The organism is Methylobacterium sp. C1 (genome assembly GCF_001854385.1).
Taxonomy (GTDB): Bacteria; Pseudomonadota; Alphaproteobacteria; order Rhizobiales; family Beijerinckiaceae; genus Methylobacterium; species Methylobacterium radiotolerans.
On sequence record NZ_CP017640.1, the window covers coordinates 366,562 to 390,505 of the forward strand.

The following is a 23,944-nucleotide window of genomic DNA, read 5'->3' on the forward strand; positions in this document are numbered from 1 at the left end:
CATCGCGCATCTCCTGTTCTGGAGGCACTCACGGCAGCTTCGCCGAGACCGTTCCAGGGACCCGCGCCACCTTCGCTGTCGTGACGGCACGCAGTCACGCTCAGCACGCGCGTTTCGGGCATCGCGATGCGGGTAGACCGCGGTCCGGATCTGCGCTCGGTCTCGCGTGATACCGAATACTGCAGCGTTGCTCGCGGGAATGCCGGGCTTTAGCCACGCCTTCGTTACGCCCGGGAACGGTTCGGTGCCGGACGCCGTATCTGGACTGACGCGGGGCAATCCCCGCTACGAGGGAGCCATCCATGATCCGCACGCCAACGTTGATCCTCCTCGGCACACTGGCGCTGGCCGGGGGTATTCTCGGGTCCTCGTCGGCCGCCATGGCCGATCCGCCCTGGGCCCGCGGGGAGCGCGGCTTCCGGCACGGCGGCCCGCCACCCTGGGCGCCCGCTCACGGCTATCGCCGCCAGCACGAATTCGGCGGGTACGGCCGCCGGGATGCGCGGTTCTACGAAGGGCGACGCTACGGCGGTTACCGCTACGATCGTTACTGAGCGACGGGCCGCTCGCGCGGCGGTGCTGCCCGGAGCATCCAGCCTCGCCTGGCCGCGTCGACCAGACGATTGCACACCAGCGCTGCGTCGTAAAACGCTGACGGGACGAGGCGAGCACCGTCGCTTCGGCCGTCTTCCAGCCGCGCGGGCACGCCCTCTGGCAAAGGGCGCTCGTCGAGCGCTTCGGCGAGACCCGCTCCGGCCTCGGCTCGGACTTCGACGGGGCCGTCGTCTCGAACGCCATCCGCTCGATGGCCGGCACGCAGGCGACCTTCCGGGCCCTCGCCGCGTGAGGATTCGGGCGGGCCCTGATTGGGAACCCCGCGCTCGGGATCTGGATGCGCGTCTTGGAGCGGATGATCGGCTGATCGTCAGGCGACGGCCGGGTGGACTAACGGGGCGAGCGCCGCACCCTCCTCAACCCGACGACCCGCGCTCACGCCGTCCCGGTCAGCGCCCGCCCCGGCAATCGGGTGGCCAGGACCTTGTCGATGCGACGGCCGTCCATATCGACCACCTCGAGGCGCCAACCCTCCGCGACGAGGGCGTCGCCCGCCGCCGGGATGCGGCCGAGCTGGAAGATGACGTAGCCGGCCAGCGTCGTGTAGTCGTCCGTATCGGGCGGGTCGGTGAAGGCGAGGCGCTCGAACGCGTCCTCGGCCGGCATCATGCCGTCGATGAGGAGCGAGCCGTCCTCGCGCTCGACCACGGCCGGATCCTCCCCGATCTCGGGAATGTCGCCCGCGATGGCCTCGAGGAGATCCGTCTGCGTGACGAGCCCCTCCAGGCTGCCGTACTCGTCGACGATCACCGCCAGCTGCACGGGGTTGCGCTGGAAGCTCTCCAGCGCCGTGAGGACCGTCATGCCCTCGTGGACGACGTTCGGCGGCCGCATGGCGGCGGCGATGTCGAGGGGCTGCCCGTCGAGGATCTGATCGAGCAGATCCTGCTTGCGCAGCACGCCGACGACCTCGTCGATGCCGCCGCGGCTCACCAAGACATGGGCGTGGCTGCAGGCGCGGACCGCCCGCGTGATCTCCTCGGGCGATCCGTCGAGGTCGACCCACTCGACCTCGTGGCGCGGCGTCATGATCTCGCGGACCCGCCGATCTCCCAATCGGAAGATGCGCTCGACCGCTTCCTGCTGCGCCTCGCGGATGAGGCCGGCCTCGCGGCTCGCCTCGACCAGGAGATTGAGTTCCGCCGTCGAGTGGTGTCCACCTTCGCCGTGGCCGGGCTGCAATCCGCAGAGGCGCAGGACGCCGTTGCCGAGGCCGTTCAGGAACAGGATGGCCGGGCGGAACACGAACAGGAATACGCTGAGCGGGCGGATCACCGCGAGGGCCGTGCGCTCGCTGCGCTGGAGCGCGAGGCTCTTCGGCGCCAGCTCACCCAGCACGATGTGCAGCGCCGTTATGATGACGAACGAGATCACCACCGCGACCGTGTGCGCGGCCGCCGTGGAGAGCATGTCCGGCGCCCACGTCAGGGCGGGCAAGATCAGGTGGGCCAGTGCCGGCTCGCCGACCCAGCCCAGCGCGAGGGACGAGATGGTGATGCCGAGCTGAGTCGCCGCGAGGTGGGCGTCGAGGTGGTCCGTGGCCCAGAGCAGCGCCTTCGCGTTCACGCGCCGCTCGGCGACGAGTTCGGCCACGCGGCTCCTGCGCACCGCGACCAGGGCGAATTCCGCTGCCACGAAGAAGCCGTTCGCCAGAACCAGGGCGAGGACGGCAAACAACCCTAAGGCAGTCGCCCAACCGTCGTCCAAAATCGACACCTCCCGTGTGGCCATCATGCCGCCCGCGTCCCGACGGTCTGTACAGGAGAGAGGCCGCGCGGCCTACGGGCTTCCGGGCCCGAGCGGCCTCGGCGTTGTCGCCGACGAACCCCGGGACACCTCGGCGGGCTGCCTCTGGCCCAGACCGATCCTGCAGGTGATCGAGAGCGCACCTATCAGCGGGGTGATGCGGCCGGTCGCGAGGCGGCTTCGAGCTTCGCAGACGGCGGTGCGCCGGGCATCGCCCGCCGGCTCCGGGGATCGGTTCATCCCCGCGCGCCGAGACTCGGGGCGCCCTTGCCCCGCGGCACGAGCCCGCCCCTCGCGGTGTCAGTGGCTGCCGCCGAGATACGCCGCCCGCACGGCCGGATCGTTGCGCATCTGCTGGGCCGGGCCCTGGAAGCGGATCCGCCCGTTCTCCAGCACGTAGGCGTGGTCGGCGACGCCGAGCGCCGCCATGGCGAACTGCTCGACGAGCAGCATCGTCACCTGCTCGGCCTTGAGCAGCCGGATGATCCGGAAGACCTCCTCCACGAGCTTCGGGGCGAGACCCATCGAGGGCTCGTCCAGCAGGAGGATCTCGGGCCGCAGCATCAGGGCCCGGCCCATGGCGAGCATCTGCTGCTCGCCGCCGGATAGGGTACCGGCGAGCTGCGTGCGCCGCTCCTTCAGCCGCGGGAACATCTCGAAGGCGCGCTCGCGGTCGGCCGCGACGTCGCCCTTCGGGCGCGAGCCGGTGAGCCGCGGGAAGGCGCCGAGCGTCAGGTTGTCCTCGACCGAGAGCGTCGGGAAGACCCGCCGGCCCTCCGGCGAGTGCGCGAGGCCGAACCGGGCGACATCGTGGCTGTCGAGGCCGCCGATCTCGCGCCCGTTCAGGCGGATCGAGCCCGCCCGCGGACGGATCATGCCCGAGAGGGCGCGCATCGTGGTGGTCTTGCCGGCGCCGTTGGAGCCGATCAGCGCCACGACCTGACCCTTCGGAACCTGGAAGTCGAGGCCGTGCAGGACCTCGACCTGGCCGTAGCCGGCCGACAGACCCGTGACCTCAAGCATGGGTCATCTCCTCGTCGGCGACGGGACTGCCGAGATAGGCCTCGACCACCTTCGGATCGGCCTGGACCTCGCGGGCGCTGCCCTCGGCGATCTTGTGGCCGAAATCGAGGACGCTGACGCGGTCGCAGAGCCCCATGACGACATCCATGTGGTGCTCGATCAGGATGACGGTGATCCCGGCGTCGCGGATCTTGCGGATGATCGCCGTCAGCTCGGCGATGTCGGGGGCGGTCAGGCCCGCGGCGGGCTCGTCGAGGAGAAGGAGCACCGGGTCGAGGGCGAGCGCCCGCCCGATCTCGAGGAGGCGCTGCTTGCCGTAGGGCAGGTTGCGCGCCTCCACCTGTGCCAGGGCGCCGAGGCCGACGAAGTCGAGGATCGCCATGGCGCGGGCGCGCTGCTCCCGCTCCTCCCGGCGCCGGCGGGGCGTGCCGAGGATCGCGTCCAACAGGGTGCCGCGGAAGCTGTGGTGAAGCCCGACCAGCACGTTCTCCAGAGCCGTCATCTCGCGGAAGAGCTGCACGTTCTGGAAGGTGCGGGCGACGCCGGCGGCGGCGATCTCGGAAGGCGTGCGCCCGTCGAGGCGCTTCGTCCCCTGGCCGCGCGCGAGCGTCACGCTGCCGCCGGTCGGCCGGTAGATGCCGGTGAGCACGTTCATCATCGTGCTCTTGCCGGAGCCGTTGGGGCCGATCAGGCCGTGGATCGTGCCCGGCCGCACGGTGAGGTCGACGCCCGCCAGGGCCTTGAGGCCACCGAACTGCATCAGGGCCTGCTCGACGGAGAGGAGCGGGTCGGCGCCCCGGTCGCCGCTCTGCACGCTGAGCGCCGCGCCCTCGGCGTGGAGGCTCTTGCCCTCGGCGGTGTGGGCCGGGCGCAGGGCGGGGATCTTCTCGCGGAGGAAGCCCACGATCCCGTCCGGCAGGTAGTAGACCACGAACAGGATCATCAGGCCGAACACGGTCAGCCGGAAGTCGGTGACGGATTCGAGCGCGAGCGTCGCCGGGAAGAAGGCGAGGCAGAGGCCGACCGGCACCAACAGGGCGTACCGGTTCTCCCGGCGGCGCAGGAAGGCGAGCCCGCCCACCACCAGCGCCGCGGCGGCGATGATCCCCGCCATGATCCGGACGAGGCCGATATCGGCGAGCACGTTCGGCATCATCACGATGATTGCCGAGCCGATGATCGGCCCTGCCCGCGACTTGCGGCCGCCCATCGTCACGGCCAGCAGGAACAGCACGGTCAGCTCGAACCCGTAGGAGTTCGGCGCCACGTAGCGCTCCGACCACGCGAACAGCGCGCCAGCGAGGCCCGCCAGCGCCGCCGAGATCACGAAGGCGTAGACCTTGTAGCGGTAGACGCTCACGCCCATGCAGTCGCAGGCGATCGGCGAGTCGCGCAGAGCCTCGAAGGCGCGACCATAGGGCGAGCGCACCACCCGATTGACCACCAGGATGGTGGCCAGCAGCGCCAAGCAGACGAGATAGTAGAACTCGAGCTTGCGCCCGGCCGCGCCCCAGGGGGCCTGCAGGCCGAGGAGCGAGAAGTCGAGGACGCGGGCCGGGGGCAGGGTGATGCCCAGCGGGCCGTTGGTCAGCGGCGTCAGCTCATTGATGAAGATCTGGACGATCGTGCCGAAGGCCAGCGTCACCATGGCGAGGTACGGGCCGGTCACCCGCAGGGCCGGCACGGCCAGCAGCACGCCGAAGGCGGAGGTCACGCCGATCCCGGCCAGGATGCCCCACCAGATCCCGAGCTTGAAGTGCAGGAACAGCACCGCCGCCGAGTAGGCACCGACACCGAACAGTCCGGCATGGCCGAGGCTCACCTGGCCGGTATAGCCGACCACGATGTCGAGCCCGAGGATCAGGATCGCGTAGATGGCGATCACCACCATCAGGTGGATGTAGTACGAGCTCGTGACCACGTGTGGGAACACGGCGAGGCCGACGACCAGCAGCACGGCACCGAGGACGCCCATGTGGCGCGACAGGCTGGGGGCGGCGGCCGGGATCGGCGCGTCGGTGGGGGCGAGAGTCTGCGCCATGGCTCAGGCTGCCGTGAGGGTTGCGCGGGCGGTCACGGTCAGACCTTCTTGATGACGGCCTTGCCGAACAGGCCGACCGGGCGGATGGAGAGGACGACGAGAAGCAGGATCAGGCCCGGCACGTCCTTGTAGCCGGTCGAGATGTAGAAGCCGGTCAGCGTCTCCGCGACGCCGAGGATCAGGCCGCCGACGATGACGCCGAGGCCGGATTCGAGGCCGCCGATGATCGCCACCGCGAAGGCCTTGAGGGCCAGGACCGAGCCCATCGTGGCGCCGGTCAGGGTGACGGGCGCCACCAGCACGCCCGCGAAGGCCGCCGTCATGGCGCTGATCGAGTAGGAGAGGGTGATTACCTTCTGGGTGTTGATGCCCATCAGCCCGGCGGCGTCGATGTCGTTGGAGGTGGCGACCACCGCCTTTCCCCAGATCGACTTGCGATTGAAGATCTCCACCGCGAGCATCATCAGCAGTGCGCCGGCGACGATCAGCAGCTCCATCGGCAGGATGCGCACGCCGCCGACCTGCAGCGCCGTCTCGGGGAGCGGGGAGGGGAACTTCAAGTCGTCGCGACCCCAGATGTTCTCGGCGACGTTCTTGAAGATGATGCCGAGCGCGATGGTCGCCATGATCCACCCGTACTCGGACTTGATCTTCACGGCGGGACGCACGCCGAGGCGCTCGACCACCGCACCGAGGGCGAAGCCGAAGACCAGGACCAGCGGGATCATCAGCCAGTAGCCGACGAACGGTACCAGGGTGAGCCCGAACAGGGCCCCGAGCGCCAAGGCCTCGCCCTGGCCGAAATTGAGCGTCTTCGAAGTCGCGAAGGTGAGCTGATAGCCGAAGGCAATGGCGGCGTAGATCATGCCGACCGCGACGCCGGAGGCGATGAGCTGGAGCAGGATTTCCATGGGATCGCTGTCACCGGAGGGACGTCCGGTCGCGCGGCGAGGGCCGCGCAACCGTGCTGCGTAGCGGCGGCCGCGCCCGGGAAGGCGCGGCCTCACCGGGCCTCAGTTCGAGGACTTCTCCTTGACGCGGACCACGCCCGCGTTCTTGGCGTCCTCGTCCTTCGCGTAGACGATCTTGCCGTCCTGCACCTTCCCGAACACGACCATGTTGCGCGAGATCGCGTTGTGGTCCTTGGCGGTGAAGGGCTTGTCGTAGGTAGTGACGACGCCCTCGACCTTCTCGTTCAAATTCTCCAGCGCCGTGCGGATCTTCGCGCCGTCGGTGCCGCCGGCCTGCTTGATCGCCGCGGCCAGCAGGTAGATCGAGTCGTAACCCTGGGCGCCGGCCACGGGTGTCGGGATCTTCGTCACGCCGTAGGTCTTGTAGTAGTTCTCCAGGAACGCCTTGCGCTTCGGCAGGGTCTGATCCTCGATGAAGGTCTGCGGCATGATCACGCCGTTGCCGTTCGTGCCGGCGATGTCGATGAAGCTCTGCATCGAGGACGGCCAGCTGGTGATCATCGGGACCTTCCAGCCGAGCTTGGCCATGCCGTTGGCGATCTGGGCCAGCTCCGGCCCGATGCCGTAGGCGAGGATCACCTCGGCGCCGGCCTGCTGCGCCTTCAGCAGCTGGGCCGTCATGTCGACGTCCTTGATGTTGAACTTCTCGACCGCGACGGGCTTCACGTTCTTGGTCGCGAGGTACTTCTCGATGTCCTCGCGGCCCAGCTGACCGTAATTGGTCGAGTCGGCGAGGATCGCGATCTTCTTGTGGCCCTGGGCGAGCGCCTCGTCGACCATCAGTCCGGCCTGGAGCACGTCGTAGGCGGAGTTCCGGAAGACGTAGTTCGCGTCGTAATCCGGCTCCTTGAACTGGTTGGTGATGATCGTCCCGGTCGCGACGTTGTTGAAGACGGGAATCTCGGCTTCCTGATAGAAGCGCTGGGCGGCCAGCGCGACGCCGGTGTTGATGAACCCGACGGTGGCGACCACCTTCTCCTTGTTGATCAGCTCCTGAGCGACCTGCGCGCCGACCTCGTTCTTGGCCTCGTCGTCGCGCTCCACGAGCTGGATCGGCCGGCCGAGCACGCCGCCGGCCTTGTTGATCTCGGCGGCGGCGAGCTTGGCGCCGTCCCGCATCGAGACACCCATCGAAGACGACCCACCCGTGAAGGGGCCGCTCAGCCCGATCTTGATCGGGTCCGCGGCCCGCGCCGGGGCCGACACCATCGTCAATAACAGCACCGCGGCTGCAGCGCGACCTGCGAAGACCATCGTTTCCTCTCCAAGATTCCGCACGCGCGGTGTGCCCTTCGACGTGGCACTCTGGAAGGCTGATCTCCCGACTCAGGTCGAGCCGTCAAGCTACCATTTTGCTGGATCCCAGACGATTAATACAGATTGTCGGTCTGGGACGACCGAAAAGCTGCAGGTGAGCAAATTTACGGCAGGTCGTCGCTGACGGCGGATTAAGCGCGGAGGGCGTACGTGATGGAGGCGCCGCCGGCCGGGGTGATCTACTCTCAGAGGCGTCTCACGCTTCGGGCGCTCGCTCATGAACGCGCTCGCTCCGCCTGGGTCAGCCCATCGTATCCCCAGCTGTCCTTCGGCACCTCGTGGATGACGATATAGGACACTTCGGTCAGATCGGCCCCGAGCACAGTTTTCAGAAGCCTGTTCGCCTCGACGATGAAGCGCGATTTCTCGTCGGCCGTGTTCGTGCCGGCGCTGACGGTGGCATCCACCTGCGCGACGCGGGAAACCGGCTCGCCGCCGACGCGCCATCCCGCCAGGGGTACTTCTTCGACCAGCACCCCGACGAGAGGGCCGACCTTGTGCAGGATGTCGACCATCAGTCTGGTGATGCCCGCCTGGATCGACGCGATCTGGTCTCGCTCCAGCGGCCGGCCCGCGATTTTGACGTTGATGAAGGGCATGGACGCCGCTCTCGCTGTTCGAGACCGCCCGAGCGGTCCGCGACGCAGGTCTAGCTGAGAGGTCGAGTTCGGAAAATTCGGAATTTCTCTGGAGATACTTCGGCAAAATCGAACGCTACGGCATCGAGCCGGAGCGTCGCGACGCGGGCTGACAGCGGTGCACCGGCGAACGAGCGGGCCCCTTCCAACCGATCGATACGCGATCCGTCGTCGCGATCCGGGTCCGCGACCGCGCTGGGACGGATCACCTCCACCGAAGTTCGGTCTCTCCGTTGACACCCGTCACGACGGCGCTTCCCGATTCCCCGGGAACATTCGTGATTCACGGAGAGGACTGAGCGAAGGAAGTCTCCGCCTCACGCCACGTGAGCGCCGATCGTTTCGAGAAGGATGTCGGTCAGGCGCGCGACGGCCGGCGACAGCTCGGCTTCCGCCTGATGGAGCGTCAGAGCGGCGTTCGGGAGGGATGGCAGGCCGGTCGCGGCGGGGTCGAGGACGCTCAGCGTCTTCGGCAGGCCGACCGCGGTGCGCGCGGTAATGCCGAGGCCACCCTCGGCTGCGGCCCAGAGGCCCGAGAGGCTGGGGCTCGTGAAGACCAGCCGCCAGGGCAGGCCGCGAGCGTCCAGGGCAGACACGGCCGCAGACCTGAAGGTGCACGGCGGGGCGAAGGCCGCGAGGGGAACGGGTTCCCGCCCGAGACCTGCGAGACCCGGCCAGTCCGGCGGGCCGATCCAGCGGATCGGCACGTCCGCAACCCGCTGCGCGTGAGGGGCGCCGCCGCCGTCGCCCCAGACTAGCGCCACGTCGAGTTCGTCCTTCAGGGTCTTCTCGATGAGCTGCGCGCCGAGCCCGACCTGCACCTCGATGCGCACCCTCGGATAGGCCCGCGAGAACCGCTTGAGCACCGCCGGAAGCCAGCTCTCGGCGAAATCCTGCACGAGGCCCAGCCGCGCCCAGCCTTCGAGTTCCGTTCCGCGCAGTCGGTCGACCGCCTCGTCGTTGAGCTCCAGAAGCCGCTTCGCGTAGCCGAGCATGCTCTCGCCGGCGGCTGTCAGCGCGAGGCCGCGTCCGGCCTTCTGCACGAGCGGCTGCCCGACCTGCTCCTCGAGCTTCCGGAGCTGGGTGCTGACGGCGGATTGCGACCGTCCCAGCCGCTCGGCGGCGCGGGCGAAGCTGCCGAGCTCGAACCCGGTCACGAAGGTTCTGAGCACGTCCATGTCGAGATTGGTGCGCGCGGCCATCGTTCGGTTTTACGGAAGTTTTAGTTTCAGAAATTCAAATATTCCGGACGATGATGGGCAGGTATCGGGGGAGGCGTCAAGCCGGCCGGATCGTGCCGAGAGACTTCGCTGGAGACCGTCACCTATGCCTCTCGTTCGGATCTCGCTCATAAAGGGCAAGTCATCGGAGCACATCCGCGCCCTCTCCGACGGCGTTCATCGCGGGCTGCGCGACGTCTACGGCGTACCGGCCGACGACCGCTTCCACCTCATCCACCAGCACGCGCCGGACGAGTTGATCTACGATCCCGACTATCTCGGGCTTCACCGCACGGACGACGTGGTGATCATCCACATCGTCGCGGGGAACTGGCGGGACACGGCGCAGAAGAAGGCGCTCTACAGGGCGATCACCGACAACCTCGTCGCCGATCCAGGCCTGCGTCCGGAAGACGTGCTCATCGTCTTGTCGCCGAACGCGCGCGACGAGTGGTCCTTCGGCAACGGCTTGGCGTCCTACAGCCAGAACGACGTGCGCTGACCCGACCGGCGCGCCGCGCGCTGTTGGGGAGGCATGCCGTCTCGATGGCTGGACTGCGGCGGTCTTCACACAGGCCGCCGCCGCACCCGCGGATGCCGCGGTCGAGGTCGCGATCGCCGCGTTCGCGAGGCACAGCTGCGCCGAGCATCTCGCGCCACCCTCCGCGATTGCGCCGACGGCGACGGCAGGCTCGCGGTCTCGGAAGCGACCGAGTCGCGGCGGGCGAGCCATCGCAACCGATGGCTCGCCCGCCGCTTCAGGCTCGAAGTGTCAGGGGCTCAAGAGCACCCTGTCGTCGAACCGCAGGTGTCGCACTTCAGGCAGGTGCCGTTGCGGACCAGCGTGAAGTTCGCGCATTCCGGGCAGGCCTCGCCGACGTAGCCCTTCATCTTCGCCTCCGCGCGGCGGTCGGCGACGCTCCGCTCGGCCTTGGCGAAGGGGAGGGTGTCGGCGATCGTCTCGGCCTGACCAGCCGTCGCCGGCTCCGCCTTCAGCGCCGCGCTGCCGCGGATCGCGTGGACCGTACCGCCGGCCGGAGCCGACTGTCCGGCGCTCGCCGCACCCACGCCGAGGCTAGCGCCGGCCGGGCCGCCCTGGATCAGGGTGAGCCGGTCGGCCGAGCCGCGCAGCAGGCCGCGGGAGACGACCGAGGAGGCCGGCGCCGGCTTCGGACCCTCGCGGGTCGTATCGCCGCTCTCGCCGCCGCCGATCACCGTGCCGCCGATCTCGGCGGGGCTGACATGGGCGAGATCGGCGCGGCCGAGATACGAGACTGCCAGCTCGCGGAACACGTAGTCGAGGAGCGAGGTCGCGTTCTTGATCGCGTCGTTGCCCTGGACGAAGCCGGCCGGCTCGAACCGCGTGAAGGTGAAGGCCTCCACGTACTCCTCCAGCGGCACGCCGTACTGGAGGCCCAGCGAGATCGCGATGGCGAAGTTGTTCATCAGGCTCCGGAAGGTCGCGCCCTCCTTGTGCATGTCGATGAAGATCTCGCCGAGGCGGCCGTCGTCGTACTCGCCGGTGCGCAGGTAGACTTTGTGGCCGCCCACCACCGCCTTCTGGGTGTAGCCCTTCCGGCGGGCCGGCAGCTTCTCCCGGGAGCGGATTCGCTCGACGCGCTCTATCACCCGCTCGACGATCTTCTCCGCGGCGGCGGCGGCCTTGGCGGCGGCCGGCGCCTGGATCAGGGCCTCGATCCCCTCATCGGCCTCGTCATCGTCATCCGAGATGAGGGCCGAATTGAGCGGCTGCGACAGCTTCGAGCCGTCGCGGTAGAGGGCGTTCGCCTTCAGGGCGAGGCGCCAGGACAGCAGGTAGGCTGCCTTGCAATCCTCCACCGTGGCGTCGTTCGGCATGTTGATGGTCTTGGAGATCGCGCCCGAGATGAAGGGCTGCGCCGCCGCCATCATGCGGATGTGGCTCTCGACCGACAGGTAGCGCTTGCCGATCCGGCCGCACGGATTGGCGCAGTCGAAGACCGGGTAGTGCTCGAGCTTCAGGCCCGGAGCGCCCTCCAGCGTCATCGCTCCGCAGATGTGCGTGTTGGCGGCCTCGATGTCCTTCTTAGAGAAGCCAAGGAACGGCAGCAGCTCGAAGGTCGGGTCCGACAGCTTCTCCGCCGGGACCTTCAGGGTCTGGGTCAGGAAATCGTCGCCCAGCGTCCAGCGGTTGAACACGAACTTGATATCGAAGGCCGACTTCAGGCCCTTCTCCACCGCGGCGATCTTCTCGTCGGTGAAGCCCTTGGCCCGCAGCGTCGTCGGGTTGATGCCCGGCGCCTGACCCATCGAGCCGTGGCCGACCGCGTAGGCCTCGATCTCGGCGATCTCGGATTCGCGGTAGCCGAGCGCCCGCAGGGCGTCCGGCGCGGCCTGGTTGATGATCTTGAAGTAGCCGCCGCCGGCGAGCTTCTTGAACTTCACCAGGGCGAAGTCCGGCTCGATGCCGGTGGTGTCGCAATCCATCACGAGGCCGATCGTGCCGGTCGGCGCGATCACGGTGGCCTGGGCGTTGCGGTAGCCGTGCTCCTCGCCGAGCTTCAGCGCCCGGTCCCAGGCGGCGCGGGCGTGGTCACCCAGATCCGCCTGCGGGATGTTGGCGTGGTCGAGGGCGACCGGCGCGACGTTCAGGAACTCGTAGCCCTCGGCCTCGCCGTGCGCGGCCCGGCGATGATTGCGGATGACGCGCAGCATCGCGTCGGCATTCTCCTCGTAGGCCGGGAAGGTGCCGAGCTCCGAAGCCATCTCGGCCGAGGTCGCGTAGGCGACACCCGTCATGATCGCCGTGAGCGCGCCGGCCAGGGCCCGACCCGCGTCGGAATCGTAGGGCAGGCCCATGGTCATCAGCAGGCCGCCGATATTGGCGTAGCCGAGGCCGAGCGTCCGGTAGCGGTAGGAGAGCTCCGCGATCTCCTTCGACGGGAACTGCGCCATCATCACGGAGATCTCGAGCACCACCGTCCAGAGGCGGTTGAGGTGCTCGAACGCCTCGGCGTCGAAGCGCTTGGTCTCCCGGTCGTACATCGTCAGCAGGTTCGCAGACGCGAGATTGCAGGCGGTGTCGTCGAGGAACATGTACTCGGAGCACGGATTCGAGGCCCGGATCCGCCCGCCCGCCGGGCAGGTGTGCCAGTCGTTCATCGTCGTGTTGAAGTGCAGGCCCGGATCCGCCGAGGCCCAGGCGGCCTCGCCGATCCGCTCCCACAGGTCACGGGCCTTGAGGGTCTTGGTGACCTTCCCGGTGGTGCGGGCGGTGAGCTGCCAGTCGGCATCCGCCTCGACGGCGCGCAGGAAGTCGTCGGTCAGCGAAACCGAGTTGTTGGAGTTCTGGCCGGCAACCGTGAGGTAGGCCTCCGAATCCCAGTCGGTGTCGTAGACGGGGAACTCGATCTTGGTGAAGCCCTGGCGCGCGAACTGCACCACGCGCTTGATGTAGGAATCCGGCACGGAGGCGCGGCGGGCGGCCTTGATCTCGCGCTTGAGAGCCGGGTTGCGCTCCGGATCGAAGCATGCATCCCCTTCCGCCTCGCACTGCGTGCAGGCCTTCATCACCAGCGTCAGGTGCTTGGAGACGACCTTCGAGCCCGTCACCAGGGCGGCGACCTTCTGCTCCTCCTTCACCTTCCAGTCGATGAAGGCCTCGATGTCCGGGTGGTCGATATCCACGATCACCATCTTGGCGGCGCGCCGCGTGGTCCCGCCCGACTTGATGGCGCCCGCCGCCCGGTCGCCGATCTTGAGGAAGCTCATCAGGCCCGACGACTTGCCGCCGCCGCCGAGCTTCTCGTTCTCCGAGCGCAGCATCGAGAAGTTGGAGCCGGTGCCCGAGCCGTACTTGAACAGGCGCGCCTCACGCACCCACAGGTCCATGATGCCGCCGTCGTTGACGAGGTCATCCTGGACCGACTGGATGAAGCAGGCATGCGGCTGCGGGTGCTCGTAGGCCGACGCCGACTTGGTCAGCACGCCAGTCTGCGGGTCGCAGTAGTAGTGGCCCTGGCTCGGTCCATCGATGCCGTAGGCCCAGTGGAGGCCGGTGTTGAACCATTGCGGCGAGTTGGGCGCCACCATCTGGCGGGCCAGCATGAAACGCAGCTCGTCCATGAAGGCCGAGGCGTCCTCCTCCGAGGAGAAGTAGCCGCCCTTCCAGCCCCAGTAGGTCCAGCAACCCGCGAGCCGGTCGAAGACCTGTGTGGCGGAGGATTCGGAGACGAAGCGCTCGTCCTCGGGGAGTTCCGCCAGGGCGGCGTCGTCCGGAACGGAGCGCCACAGGAAGGACGGAACCGCGTTCTCCTCGACCTTGCGCAAACGGGCCGGGACGCCCGCCTTGCGGAAGTACTTCTGCGCGAGCACGTCGCTCGCGACCTGGCTCCAGCTCTCCGGCACGTCGATGCCGTCGAGGCGGAACACCACCGAGCCGTCCGGGTTGCGGATCTCGCTCAGCGCCTTGCGGAAAGGGATCCCGGCGTAGGGCGATTGTCCGGCCGTGGTGTAGCGACGCTCGAACCGCATGAAACACACCTCTCCCGACGGGACGCGAACGTCCCGGCCCCGCGCGACGCGGGGTCTAGCCCGATAGTGGGATTCGCGGCCGACCACGCCCGGCTGAGAGACGTGCCCCGGTCCCGCGAACGAAAATTAGGAACGGTCGCCCCTGCCCAACGCACCACTTCCGCGGGGCGCGACCGATGCAGGGAGATTACCGCCGCCTTCACTCTCACGTCAACAAGTGGTGTTCGGCGGGCTTGTTCCCCGCTAGATGTTGTGCCGGCTCGCAAAAGTCTGTGGATATCGTCCCGGACCGGGATAAGTGTCCTTCCGGCTTTCGGGAATCGGATCGGGAAAATTTTAGATTCACAACCCTAGGGAGCGGACCTGGCGAACAGCCGGACCCGGGGGCCGAAACCGCGGTCGAGCGTTGCCCGGCAGCGACACTTCCGTCATGCGGCTGGACTCGCACGCGCGCGGTCACCATAACGGCGCCGACGAGCGCCCTCGCGGCGCGGCACGATTCCGGGACCGGCGATGGCGCTGAAGGACACTTTGCTGCGCATCTTCACGTGGTGGAACGGTCAGACCGTCTCCGTCGCGCTCCAGACCGCGCGCACCGGCATCTTCGTCGGCGAGGACGAGTTCGGGAACAAGTACTACAAGGCGGAAGGTGCGCTGATCGACCGCTCGGTGGGCTCGGAGCGCCGCTGGGTCGTCTATAACGGCTACGCCGACGCCTCGAAGGTGCCCCCCGGCTGGCGGGGCTGGCTCTGCCACAACGTCGACGTCGCGCCGAGCGAGGAGAAGTACCAGCCGAAGGCGTGGCAGAAGCCGCATATCGAGAACCAGACCGGCACCGCGAACGCGTACCGGCCGGCGGGCTCGCAGCTCTCCTGGGGCCAGCGGCCGGCAGCGACCGGCGACTACGTGTCCTGGACGCCGGGCGAGTAGGTCCGCGCGCCGCCTCGGGCCGGGCGCCCTTTTGCCGCCACCGTTCCGGTGTTCATGACGGGCCAATCCCGATCGTCCGCCGCGCAGCCGTTGGCGCGGCCGGCCACCCTCGTCTAGGGGTCCGAGCCTTGAGCCGCATCACCGCCCTCGCACGCCGCGCGCTCGCCCCGAGCCTCGCGCTCCTCGTCTGCGCCGGCCCCGCCGCTGCCGACAAGATCAAGAACCCGACCGCGGTGTTCTCCGGGCTCGACAAGATCACCGGCCGGATCGTCAATTTCGAGGTCGCGGTCGACGAGACCGTGCAGTTCGGCGCCCTGCAGCTCACCCCGCGGGTCTGCTATACGCGCCCGCCCACCGAGAGCGCGAAGACCACGGCGTTCCTCGAGGTCGACGAGGTCACCCTCGACAACAAGTACCGCCGCATCTTCACCGGCTGGATGTTCGCGTCGAGCCCCGGCCTCCACGCGATCGAACACCCGATCTACGACGTGTGGCTGGTCGACTGTAAGGGCGGCAGCGACGTGATCGCCGAGGCCAAGGAGCAGGAGGACGTCCCGGCCGTGGCGGCCAAGCCCGAGAAGGCGAAGCGCCCCGGCAAGGACGCGACCAAGACCGCCCAGCAGCTCAACGCCAACGGCCAGGTCGACGTGGAGGCGCCGCGCGGCGTGCCGGTGCAGCCCCGCCAGAAGCCCTCGCGCAAGTTCTTCCCGTCGAACGAGGGCCCGGCGCCGGCCCCGCCGCCGCAGCAGCAGCCGCAGAACCTGTTCGACGCGCTGTTCCGCTGACGCCGTCGCGAGCGCGTCGTCGCTTCAGGCGACGTTGAGGCGACGCCCCCGATTCCAGGCCAGGAACGGGACGCCGGAGAGCAGTCCGGCGAGGGCGGCGCGCGTCTGGTGGCAGCCGTTCACCGACACCCGGGGCAGGGCCTGGAGATGGCCGGCATGCTCGGCGAAGAGGTGGCCCGGCCGCGTGGTCACCGCCGTCGCGAAGCCCATCTCCCGCGCCAGCGCGAATTCCCGCGGGCCGGCGGAAGACGGGTCTCCGACCGGGTAGGAGAGGTGTCGCACCGGTCGGCCGAGTTCCGTCTCGATCCGCGCGCGCCCCTCGGCGATCTCGCGCGATGCGAACGCGGCGGCGTGCTTAGCCAGCATCGGGTGGCTGACCGTGTGCGCGCCGACGGTGACGGCCGGGTCGACGGCGAGGTCGCGCAGTTCGTCCCAGGACAGACACAGATCGGCGGCGAGGCGCCCCGGCGGGAAGCCGGCCTGCCGGCAGAGGGCGGCGATCCGCTCGAGGAGGTCCGCCTCGTCGCCGTGGCGCAGGTCGCGGTACAGAGCTTCGAACGCCAGCGCCTTCTCCTGCGGGCTGCGCGCAGGAAGGTCGAGACTCCGCGCACCGATCTCGATGCGCACCCGGTCCAGCCGCGCGATCGCCCGCTCCAGTTCGACCCACCACAGCCGGCCGGCCTGATCGGCGAAGCCGCTGGTGACGAACAGCGTCCACGGCGCGCCGTGGCGGGCCAGCACGGGACGGGCGTGCACGACGTTGTCGCGATAGCCGTCGTCGAAGGTCAGGACGGCGAAGGGCGGTCCGTAATCCGGCTCGGCCAGCCGCTCCGGCACCGCATCCAGGCCGATGATCTCGAAGCCGCGGGCGTCGAGCTCGCGCAGGGTGAGGTCGAGGAAGTCCGGGGTGATGCCGAGCAGCCGGTTCGGCGCGAAGGCCGGCACCGGGTCGGGGCTGACGTGGTGGAACGTGAGGATCACGCCGAGGCCGCGGGCCGCGGGGCTGAGCCAGCGGTCTGCCCCCAGCGCCTGGATCGCGCGGAAGCCCGACGCGAAGACCCGATGCTTGGCACGCGACGACAGCATGGCCCTGAACCGTTCGGGCCCGAGGCCCAGCGCGGCACAGCCTTGGCGTGCCGGGGTAAACAAACCCGAAAGCACGCGCAGCGGCGCTCATCGCAAGCTGTCATTAGCCACGACTGAGCTTTGCCGGACCATCCGGCACCGGGATCATACCATCGTCGATTGAAGTCACGGGCTGTTCAGTCGCCTCCCGTCAGGGTTGGGGCGCCACGGGACCGTGAGCGGTCCCCGGGAGATCGGGTCATGGCGGTCGGCGTCCAAGTAACGGGAACGGACATGGTCGATACGCGCATCGCCGGGGGGCTCGTCGCGGAGATCATGCCGGACCTCGCCGCGGCCGAGGCGCTCTGGCGGCGCCTCGAGGCCGATCCGGCGAGCCTCGGCACACCCTACCAGCGGTTCGACTGGATCGGCGCCTACCTGCGGGCGACGGGGCAGGCCGAACGCGCGCGAGTCGCGGTCCTGCGGGACGCGGACGGCCGGCCACGCATCCTCATCCCGTTCACGCTTCAGCGGGAGCACGGCCTGCGCCTCGCGCGCACGGTCGGCGACACCCACGCCAATTATCACTTGCCGCTCTTCGCCACCCGCGGCGCGGCGGCCATCGCGCCCGGCAGCATCGTCGCGGCCCTGATCCGCGCCGGCCGCGCGGACGGGATCGACGCCTTCGCCCTGAAGCATCAGCCCCGGATGTGGGACGGGGCGGCGAACCCGCTCGCCGCTAGCGGCGAGGCGGAGGCCAGCGACGCCTACGGCCTCATGCTCGGGCCGGACCCTGAGGCAACCGTACGCCGGGTCTTCAGCGCGGATGCCCGCAAGAAGCTGCGGTCCAAGGAGAAGCGCCTCGTGGAGGCGCACGGCGCGATCACCTACCGCCGCGCCGAGACCGCCGACGAGGCGGGGCGCCTGCTGGCGGCGTTCTTCGCGCAGAAATCGGCCCGCTTCGCCGGCATGGGGGTGTCCGACCCCTACGCCGACCCCGCGATCCGGGCCTTCCTGACGGCCGCGGCGACCGGCGCCGAACCCGCGGTGGAGCTGTACGCCCTGTGCCTCGCCGAGAGCGGTCGCGTCCTCGCGACCTTCGGCGGCGCCGTCAGTGAGCGGCGCTTCAGCGGCATGATGACGGCGTTCGACGGCGACCCCGAGATCGCTCGCTACAGCCCCGGTGACTTGCTGCTCCAGCACCTGGTGCGCGACCAGACCGCGCGCGGCCGGCAGGGCTTCGACCTCGGCGTCGGTGAGGCCCGCTACAAAGCCAGCATCTGCGACGAGACGATCGGCCTCGTCGAGACGATCATTCCGGTCACCCTCCGGGGCCGGATCTACGGTGCGCTCCGCCGCGGCCTGAACCGCACGAAGCGGCGGATCAAGCGGGACCCGCGCCTCTACGCCCTCCTGAAACGGCTCCGCACTCTGCGCCGATCGTGACCGGCGTCCCGGCCTAGGCGGCGTTGAGGCGCAATTCCGCCCGGGCGTCCGCGACCTCGGATGCGGCGGCACGATCCTGCGCCACTAGGATCTGCCCCGCACCGGCCTCCTCGGCCAAGGCGTACAGGTCGGCCAGCGCCGGATCCTCGGCATCGGCGTTCGACGCGATGACGACGCTGTCCATGAAACCGGCGACCAGCTCGAGGAGGTCGACGGCCCGCGGCGCGGCGTAGAGCCGGCAGATCACCCAGTCGTAGGCCTCGGCCATGGCCTCGAAGGTCAGCGCCAGAGCATCCAACTCGTCGAAGAGGACGGCGGAATCCTGCAAGCCCGCCTCGATCCGGTGATAGCCGCTGTCCCGGCGTGCCTGGATCACGTCGAGGAAGGCGGCTTCGCCGGCGACGAGGTCGGAGAAGCCGAGCCCTGCCGTACCGTCGTGCGGCAGGTTCAGGTCGACGGCGACGAGGCTACCCTCACGACCCAGGGCGCGGGTCAGAGCCTCGGGAAGCGTCGGGACGCCGCGTCGATCCTCGGTCTCGACGATCAGGATCCGGCGACCGGCCTGCGCCTCCGGGGCCCGGGGCGTCGCCGCGATCCGGGCGACGAGGGGCGCGAGATCGAACGTGTCGGCGCTGCGGATCGCCGTCGGCGCGACGGGCGCCGTCTCGGCGGCCGACCGCGGAGGCTCGGACCAGTGCGCGGCCGGCGTCGCTTCCGGGAAGGTGAAGGACGGCCGATCCAGCACCGGCTCGCGGCGGCGGCGATCGTCCGCCGGGTCGCCGTCGCGGTCGCCGGCGGGGCGGCCGGACTCCGCGAGCAGCGCGCTGGCGATGACGCCGCCGACCGACAGCATGAGCGTCAGCAGGGTCGCGAAGGCGACGATCGGCAGCTTCTTCGGGAAGGACGGGAGCTCGGGCGTCACGGCGCGGGACACAATGCGGGCATCGGCGGGCGTCGCGGCCTCGCCGTCGCGCGCCGCCGCCTCGCGGTAGCGGCCGAGATAGGACTCGAGCTGCTCGCGCTGCGCCTTCGCCTCGCGCTCCAGCGCCCGGAGCTGGATCTCGCTGGCGTTGCCGCGGACGACGACGTCCTGCTGGCCGTCCACGGCGGCCTGGAGGCTCTCGACTCGGGCCCCGGCGATCTTGGCATCGTTCTCCATCGTGCGCACGACGCGCTCGGCCGAGGCCTTGATCTGCGCGTCGAGGTCCTCGAGCTGGGCGTTCAGCTCCTTGATCCGCGGGTGGGCCGGCAGGAGGGTCCGAGACTCGAGGGCGAGCTGCGCGCGCACGGCGATCCGGTTCTCGACGATCCGGCGGATCACCTCGTTGTTGGCGACGTCGGGGATCTCGAAGGCGCGCCCGTCCTTGATCAGATCCTTGATGGCCTTCACCTTGCCGTCGAGGTCGGCCTTCAGGCTCCGCGCCGCGGAGAGCTGACTCGACAATTCGCCGAGCTGCTGGGCGTTGAGCGGCCGGCCGGCAACGCCGGTGCTGCCCACGAGGCCGTTCCTGGCGCGGAACGCCTCGACCTTGGCCTCGGCCTCGGCGACGCGGTTGCGCAGCCCGTCGATGTTGCCGCCGAGCCAGGTGGAGGCGTACCGGGCGGTGTCGACCTTATCGGCTTCGAGCGAGCCGATGTAGAGCTTCGCGATGGTGTTGGCGGCCTCGGCCGCGAGCTTCGGGTCCTTCGCGCGGAACTCGATCGTCAGGATCCGCGACTTGCCGGCGGGATAGACCAGCAGGTGATCGAAATAGGCGTCGAGCACCCGGTCCTCTGCGGGGCGGTCGAGAGGATTGGCGCCGATGCCGAGCATCATCAGAACGCGCTGAACCGCGCCGATGCTGCCCGCACCGGGATCGAACTCGGCGTTGCCGACGAGCTTGAGCCGGCGGATCGCCTCGCGGGCGAGATCGCGGGACATGGCCACCTGCACCTGACTCGCCACCGCCTGCTCGTCGATCGGTGCGAGCTGGTCGCCGCGCTCCTGCGCGGTCCGGGCGAAGGCCGGGTCGCGGCTCTCGAGGAGAACCTTCGCCTCGCCGGTGTAGCGGGGGCTGACCACGTTGACGAAGACGCTCGCGCCCAGGGCGACCACCAGGGTCGGCCCGACGATCCAGCCGATCGAGCGCCGCAGGATCCGCGGCAGCTGCGCGAGGCCGAGGCCTTCCTCGGCGCGCGGCTGGGGTCCGGGCACGGCATAGATCGAGCGCTGACGGATCGTGGACATGCGGACGCTCTGAACGCGGAGACAAACCGAACAGGCATTACTGCCGTCCCGCCGCCATTAGTGGATGTTAAGGTTGCTCAAGAGTTAAGGCGCGCGGGGACCGGTGGCGGGGCAATGCCGGCCGAACGGCGATCAAGGTTCATTAACCTTAACGGCCTAGATGATCCCGCAACTGCATCCATGACGGCGATGGTGATGAACCGGCGCGCTCTGCTCCTCGCACTCGGCTCGACTCTGGCGCTCGGCGGTTGCCTGCGACCGAGCTTCCGCACCGATCAGCTCGATGCCACCGGCACGGGCTCGATCGCGGCGCGGTACACGCTGGCGGCCGGCGACAAGCTTCGGGTGATCGTGTTCGGCCAGGACAACCTGTCCAACATCTACGCGGTCGACGGCGCCGGGCGCATCGCCATGCCGCTGATCGGGACCGTGCAGGTCGGCGGCCAGACCACCGCGCAGGCCGCCAAGGCGATCGAGACGAAGCTGGCCGCCGGATACGTGCGCGAGCCGCACGTCACCGTGGAGGTGGACGCCTACCGGCCGTTCTACATCCTCGGGGAGGTCACGACATCCGGCCAGTACCCATTCGTGAATGGCATGACCGTCGAGACGGCGGTCGCGATCGCGGCCGGCTTCGGCCCCCGGGCCGCGCGGGACTACGCTGTCCTGACCCGCGATGCAGGCGGCTCGCTGATCTCCGGGATCGTGCCGATGACCTACGCGGTCCGACCGGGTGACACGATCGTCATCAAGGAACGATTCTTCTGAGCGGCGCCCCGACGGTCACTGGCCACTCTGCCACGGGTTGATGACCCGCATGGCGGTCTTCTGCGCCGGGATCGGCGTCGCCACCTCGGGCATCGGCTGACGCGCGCGCGCCATCATCCGACGCGCCTCCTGCGCGGGCACCGCACCGACCGGCGTGAACAGGCCCGCCAGGACCTTCCGCGTGCCCCGGCTCACGAAGCGCGAGTTCTGAACCGGCTCGAAGTCCCGGATCGCGTGGCGCTTCTCGGGATTCCCGGTGAAGACCCGGGCACCGGTATTCAGAACCACGATGTCACCGGGCCGCAGCGTCTCATCCTTGAGGAGCGCCGCCGTCGCGCCGGCCTTCATGTCGATGGGCGTCTGGCGCTCGCTGATCTCCCGCTCCTTCACGCGGATCTTGAGCGGGAGCGCCGCGTAGCGGGTCTGGAAACGTCGGCGCGCCGCCCCGAGCCGCGGGGTGGCGTGGCGGCCGAAGGCGCGGCCCTCGAAGGCGGGCGCCGGGGCAGGGGCCGGCTGGGCCTGCTGCGCGGGCGGCCGGGCGCCGAACAGCATCTCGAGGAAGCCGACCTCAGCGGCCTGGGCGCGCATCGCCGTTCCGGCGAGGAGACCGCCGGCCGCCATGACGGCCAGCAAGCTGCTCGTGCGAAGCCTCATAGCACCCTCCGGAACCGACGCCCGACGTGAGCATCCGACCCTCAACCGCAAGGCGTACTGGAGGGTTCCGGATGATTTAGCGTCTACTCAGGAACGACGGGCAGTGGCCCGATGGTGCAGGATTCGACGCTTCCGACGACGCCATCGCGGCGCGTTTGGGCGCGGAGAACGCGGGCTAGCCCGGCGCCGACTGCTCGCCCTCGCCGATGCAGTCGAGTGCGCGCTCGACGGCGCTCACCGCATCCAGGAGGTGCTGCACGGTGCGCTCGACCTCGATCGCCGGACGCCCCATCGCGGCGGCGCGGGCGCTCACATCCTCGAGCTGCTCCAGCAGGGCGAGGAGATCACCGGCCACGGTCACAACTTCGCAGCGAGCGAGACGCGTGACGGTCGGGCGCGGACGGAAGGGCAAGACGTTGCTCATCGCGTGGGTTGTCGCCCGAAACGACCGGGATTCGCCAGGGGGAGAGGACCGGACTCAACACGAATGACCGCCCCTATCCGCCGCAATCCCGGCGTGTGGTGCATTTTCCGTGGCCGCTGCGCATCGGAGACGGCAGAACCGATTTACATCTTGCGCGCGACCTTGACGGACGCTCCGCCGCGCTGACCATGCCGCCAGACGCCCCGTGAGGGTTCGGTCCGGCCCTCGCCGGGTACGGCCCGGCCACGGCCCGCTTTCAGGATCGACGATGCGCTTGACCCTTCTCGCCCTCTCCGCGCTGACCCTCGGCGGCCTCTGCGCCTGCACCACCAGCGAGGGCCCGGATACCCGCAGCGGCCTCGCCGAGACCTTCAACCTCGACAACTACCGGGCGTCCGGGAACACCAACGGCACGCAGACCCGCCGCGACGTGAACCGCGCCTACACCCAGCCGACGCTGCCGACGATCGGCAACCGCGGAATGTGAGGCGCGCGGCGCGTCACCGCTTGGTGAGCGCGTCCGCGAAGGTGGCGATCCGGTTGCGGGCGTAGACCGGCAGGCCGGCGCTGATGGAATTGCCGGTGTTGAAGCTGGAATTACCCATCAGCACCTGCGCCGGGAGCAGGTTCTTGAGCACGGGCACGCGGGCGTACTCTGCCTTGCGGTCGAGCACGTCGCCCTTGATCGCCAGCGCCATGTAGGCGGTGACCACCGTCTTGGTCGGGTCGTTCGGCATCGGCTGGAGCACGGCCAGGAACTTGCCGAAGCGCAGGATCTGGTTGACCCAGAAGATCGTCTGCTCCAGGCCGCCGGTCACCGCGGTATCGATCTTCGTGAGCGCCCTGAGCCGGTCGCCCTGGTCCGGCCCGAGCACCCGCAGCTCGCTCTGGAACGAGACGAACTCGGCGATCTTCTTGGCCGAGCCCTCCTCCAGCTTGTTGGCGAGTTTCACGCCCAGCGGCAGCTTGCCCTCCAGGTCGTAGCGCGACTCGATGCAGGCGCCCGCGCCCTCGCACCACGCGCGGTCGGGCCGCTTGGCGAAGGCGGCGGCCGGATCCTTGTTGGGGGTCACGTCGGCGACCGCCAGGGTGTGGTGCTTGATCGCCGGATCCATTTTCTGGACGAAGGCGAGGTTGGCGAAGGCCTGGAGGTCGATCGCCTCGGGCGGTCGCGGGACGACGAAGCGTCCCTCGGCGACGTAGACCTTCAGGGTCTCGTGCCGCGGCTTCGTCACGCCGTTCACCGTCACGGTGTAGTCCGGCTCCTTGTAGCCGGGATAGGGGGCGAGCGCCGCCGCCTCAGCCGGCCGCGCCTTCAGCCAGTCGAGATACGGGATCAGGCCGTTCTCCGGCGCCGACGGGTTGTCGCGGTGGTCGGTGAACAGGATCTGGCCCGGCTTGATCGCTGCCGGATCGACGGCGGTGACGGAGGGCACCTCCTTGATCCGCTCCGGCCCGGGCGCCGGGGCGGTGTTGGCGGCGGGCGTCTGAGCGCGGGCCGAGGAGGCCGGGAGCGCGACCGTGAGGGCGGCCGCCAGGGCCGCGGGAAGCTGCTGGCGCAA

Annotated in this window: 20 protein-coding genes; 7 read left to right on the top strand and 13 right to left on the bottom strand. The window is 69.4% G+C overall.

The window, feature by feature from the left end; genetic code table 11:
* Positions 1-302: 302 nt before the first annotated feature.
* Complete coding sequence (locus BKE41_RS01665) at positions 303-554, top strand: hypothetical protein (protein WP_012317316.1); 252 nt, start codon at positions 303-305, stop codon at positions 552-554.
* Positions 555-990: 436 nt separating this feature from the next.
* Here the strand turns inward: BKE41_RS01665 and BKE41_RS01670 are convergent, their stop codons facing one another.
* The 7 genes from BKE41_RS01670 to BKE41_RS01700 form a co-directional block, all read right to left on the bottom strand.
* Complete coding sequence (locus BKE41_RS01670; RefSeq protein WP_083374475.1) at positions 991-2,346, bottom strand: hemolysin family protein; 1,356 nt, start codon at positions 2,344-2,346, stop codon at positions 991-993.
* Between the two features lie 315 nt (positions 2,347-2,661).
* Complete coding sequence (locus BKE41_RS01675; protein WP_024827743.1) at positions 2,662-3,384, bottom strand: ABC transporter ATP-binding protein; 723 nt, start codon at positions 3,382-3,384, stop codon at positions 2,662-2,664.
* Positions 3,377-5,425 (bottom strand): branched-chain amino acid ABC transporter ATP-binding protein/permease, encoded by a 2,049-nt coding sequence (locus tag BKE41_RS01680; protein WP_051252236.1) that lies wholly within the window; start codon positions 5,423-5,425, stop codon positions 3,377-3,379. The genes BKE41_RS01675 and BKE41_RS01680 overlap by 8 nt, the downstream gene beginning before the upstream one ends.
* Positions 5,426-5,463: 38 nt before the next feature.
* Positions 5,464-6,336: a branched-chain amino acid ABC transporter permease gene (locus tag BKE41_RS01685; RefSeq protein ID WP_010682997.1), complete on the bottom strand. Its 873-nt coding sequence runs from the start codon at positions 6,334-6,336 to the stop codon at positions 5,464-5,466.
* 102 nt (positions 6,337-6,438) lie between these two features.
* Positions 6,439-7,650, bottom strand: a complete 1,212-nt coding sequence (locus BKE41_RS01690; RefSeq protein ID WP_012317321.1) for an ABC transporter substrate-binding protein — start codon at positions 7,648-7,650, stop codon at positions 6,439-6,441.
* Between the two features lie 278 nt (positions 7,651-7,928).
* Positions 7,929-8,312, bottom strand: a complete 384-nt coding sequence (locus BKE41_RS01695) for a tautomerase family protein (RefSeq protein WP_070998377.1) — start codon at positions 8,310-8,312, stop codon at positions 7,929-7,931.
* Positions 8,313-8,668: 356 nt separating this feature from the next.
* On the bottom strand, positions 8,669-9,553 hold the full coding sequence (locus BKE41_RS01700) for a LysR substrate-binding domain-containing protein (RefSeq protein ID WP_070998379.1): 885 nt from the start codon (positions 9,551-9,553) through the stop codon (positions 8,669-8,671).
* A 124-nt stretch (positions 9,554-9,677) separates the two neighbouring features.
* Here BKE41_RS01700 and BKE41_RS01705 point away from each other — a divergent pair, with 124 nt between their 5' ends.
* Positions 9,678-10,073 (top strand): tautomerase family protein, encoded by a 396-nt coding sequence (locus BKE41_RS01705; RefSeq protein ID WP_070998381.1) that lies wholly within the window; start codon positions 9,678-9,680, stop codon positions 10,071-10,073.
* Positions 10,074-10,351: 278 nt separating this feature from the next.
* Here the strand turns inward: BKE41_RS01705 and BKE41_RS01710 are convergent, their stop codons facing one another.
* On the bottom strand, positions 10,352-14,083 hold the full coding sequence (locus BKE41_RS01710; RefSeq protein ID WP_029358504.1) for a vitamin B12-dependent ribonucleotide reductase: 3,732 nt from the start codon (positions 14,081-14,083) through the stop codon (positions 10,352-10,354).
* A gap of 513 nt (positions 14,084-14,596) precedes the next feature.
* On the opposite strand from BKE41_RS01710, the gene BKE41_RS01715 reads away from it, so the two are divergent.
* Both BKE41_RS01715 and BKE41_RS01720 read left to right on the top strand, forming a co-directional pair.
* Positions 14,597-15,013: an NADH:ubiquinone oxidoreductase subunit NDUFA12 gene (locus BKE41_RS01715; RefSeq protein ID WP_012317326.1), complete on the top strand. Its 417-nt coding sequence runs from the start codon at positions 14,597-14,599 to the stop codon at positions 15,011-15,013.
* 128 nt (positions 15,014-15,141) lie between these two features.
* On the top strand, positions 15,142-15,798 hold the full coding sequence (locus BKE41_RS01720; protein WP_012317327.1) for a DUF2155 domain-containing protein: 657 nt from the start codon (positions 15,142-15,144) through the stop codon (positions 15,796-15,798).
* A gap of 24 nt (positions 15,799-15,822) precedes the next feature.
* Here the strand turns inward: BKE41_RS01720 and BKE41_RS01725 are convergent, their stop codons facing one another.
* Positions 15,823-16,884, bottom strand: a complete 1,062-nt coding sequence (locus BKE41_RS01725) for a polysaccharide deacetylase family protein (RefSeq protein WP_029358503.1) — start codon at positions 16,882-16,884, stop codon at positions 15,823-15,825.
* A 273-nt stretch (positions 16,885-17,157) separates the two neighbouring features.
* On the opposite strand from BKE41_RS01725, the gene BKE41_RS01730 reads away from it, so the two are divergent.
* Entirely contained in the window at positions 17,158-18,309 is a 1,152-nt protein-coding gene (locus BKE41_RS01730; RefSeq protein WP_234741264.1) for a GNAT family N-acetyltransferase, read from the top strand.
* Between the two features lie 13 nt (positions 18,310-18,322).
* Here the strand turns inward: BKE41_RS01730 and BKE41_RS01735 are convergent, their stop codons facing one another.
* On the bottom strand, positions 18,323-20,536 hold the full coding sequence (locus tag BKE41_RS01735; protein ID WP_070998382.1) for a GumC family protein: 2,214 nt from the start codon (positions 20,534-20,536) through the stop codon (positions 18,323-18,325).
* 189 nt (positions 20,537-20,725) lie between these two features.
* Here BKE41_RS01735 and BKE41_RS01740 point away from each other — a divergent pair, with 189 nt between their 5' ends.
* Positions 20,726-21,304 carry a polysaccharide biosynthesis/export family protein gene (locus tag BKE41_RS01740; RefSeq protein WP_024827735.1) on the top strand — a complete coding sequence of 193 codons (579 nt, stop codon included), beginning with the start codon at positions 20,726-20,728 and terminating at the stop codon, positions 21,302-21,304.
* A gap of 15 nt (positions 21,305-21,319) precedes the next feature.
* Here the strand turns inward: BKE41_RS01740 and BKE41_RS01745 are convergent, their stop codons facing one another.
* Both BKE41_RS01745 and BKE41_RS01750 read right to left on the bottom strand, forming a co-directional pair.
* On the bottom strand, positions 21,320-21,958 hold the full coding sequence (locus tag BKE41_RS01745; protein ID WP_012317332.1) for a hypothetical protein: 639 nt from the start codon (positions 21,956-21,958) through the stop codon (positions 21,320-21,322).
* Between the two features lie 175 nt (positions 21,959-22,133).
* Positions 22,134-22,382 carry a hypothetical protein gene (locus BKE41_RS01750; protein WP_012317333.1) on the bottom strand — a complete coding sequence of 83 codons (249 nt, stop codon included), beginning with the start codon at positions 22,380-22,382 and terminating at the stop codon, positions 22,134-22,136.
* A gap of 268 nt (positions 22,383-22,650) precedes the next feature.
* Between BKE41_RS01750 and BKE41_RS01755 the strand changes: the two genes are divergently transcribed.
* Positions 22,651-22,869, top strand: coding sequence for a hypothetical protein (locus tag BKE41_RS01755; RefSeq protein WP_012317334.1), 219 nt, complete (start codon positions 22,651-22,653; stop codon positions 22,867-22,869).
* A 13-nt stretch (positions 22,870-22,882) separates the two neighbouring features.
* On the opposite strand, the gene BKE41_RS01760 is transcribed toward BKE41_RS01755, so the two are convergent.
* Entirely contained in the window at positions 22,883-23,944 is a 1,062-nt protein-coding gene (locus BKE41_RS01760; RefSeq protein ID WP_063111006.1) for a hypothetical protein, read from the bottom strand.

Bases quoted from the DNA above. Each gene is read 5' to 3' on its own strand.
- BKE41_RS01740 (WP_024827735.1), top strand. From the start codon at position 20,726: ATGGTGATGAACCGGCGCGCTCTGCTCCTCGCACTCGGCTCGACTCTG.
- BKE41_RS01750 (WP_012317333.1), bottom strand. From the start codon at position 22,382: ATGAGCAACGTCTTGCCCTTCCGTCCGCGCCCGACCGTCACGCGTCTC.
- BKE41_RS01690 (WP_012317321.1), bottom strand. From the start codon at position 7,650: ATGGTCTTCGCAGGTCGCGCTGCAGCCGCGGTGCTGTTATTGACGATG.
- BKE41_RS01695 (WP_070998377.1), bottom strand. From the start codon at position 8,312: ATGCCCTTCATCAACGTCAAAATCGCGGGCCGGCCGCTGGAGCGAGAC.
- BKE41_RS01665 (WP_012317316.1), top strand. From the start codon at position 303: ATGATCCGCACGCCAACGTTGATCCTCCTCGGCACACTGGCGCTGGCC.
- BKE41_RS01715 (WP_012317326.1), top strand. From the start codon at position 14,597: ATGGCGCTGAAGGACACTTTGCTGCGCATCTTCACGTGGTGGAACGGT.
- BKE41_RS01680 (WP_051252236.1), bottom strand. From the start codon at position 5,425: ATGGCGCAGACTCTCGCCCCCACCGACGCGCCGATCCCGGCCGCCGCC.
- BKE41_RS01755 (WP_012317334.1), top strand. From the start codon at position 22,651: ATGCGCTTGACCCTTCTCGCCCTCTCCGCGCTGACCCTCGGCGGCCTC.
- BKE41_RS01705 (WP_070998381.1), top strand. From the start codon at position 9,678: ATGCCTCTCGTTCGGATCTCGCTCATAAAGGGCAAGTCATCGGAGCAC.
- BKE41_RS01725 (WP_029358503.1), bottom strand. From the start codon at position 16,884: ATGCTGTCGTCGCGTGCCAAGCATCGGGTCTTCGCGTCGGGCTTCCGC.
- BKE41_RS01700 (WP_070998379.1), bottom strand. From the start codon at position 9,553: ATGGCCGCGCGCACCAATCTCGACATGGACGTGCTCAGAACCTTCGTG.
- BKE41_RS01730 (WP_234741264.1), top strand. From the start codon at position 17,158: ATGGTCGATACGCGCATCGCCGGGGGGCTCGTCGCGGAGATCATGCCG.
- BKE41_RS01675 (WP_024827743.1), bottom strand. From the start codon at position 3,384: ATGCTTGAGGTCACGGGTCTGTCGGCCGGCTACGGCCAGGTCGAGGTC.
- BKE41_RS01685 (WP_010682997.1), bottom strand. From the start codon at position 6,336: ATGGAAATCCTGCTCCAGCTCATCGCCTCCGGCGTCGCGGTCGGCATG.
- BKE41_RS01710 (WP_029358504.1), bottom strand. From the start codon at position 14,083: ATGCGGTTCGAGCGTCGCTACACCACGGCCGGACAATCGCCCTACGCC.
- BKE41_RS01670 (WP_083374475.1), bottom strand. From the start codon at position 2,346: ATGGCCACACGGGAGGTGTCGATTTTGGACGACGGTTGGGCGACTGCC.
- BKE41_RS01735 (WP_070998382.1), bottom strand. From the start codon at position 20,536: ATGTCCACGATCCGTCAGCGCTCGATCTATGCCGTGCCCGGACCCCAG.
- BKE41_RS01745 (WP_012317332.1), bottom strand. From the start codon at position 21,958: ATGAGGCTTCGCACGAGCAGCTTGCTGGCCGTCATGGCGGCCGGCGGT.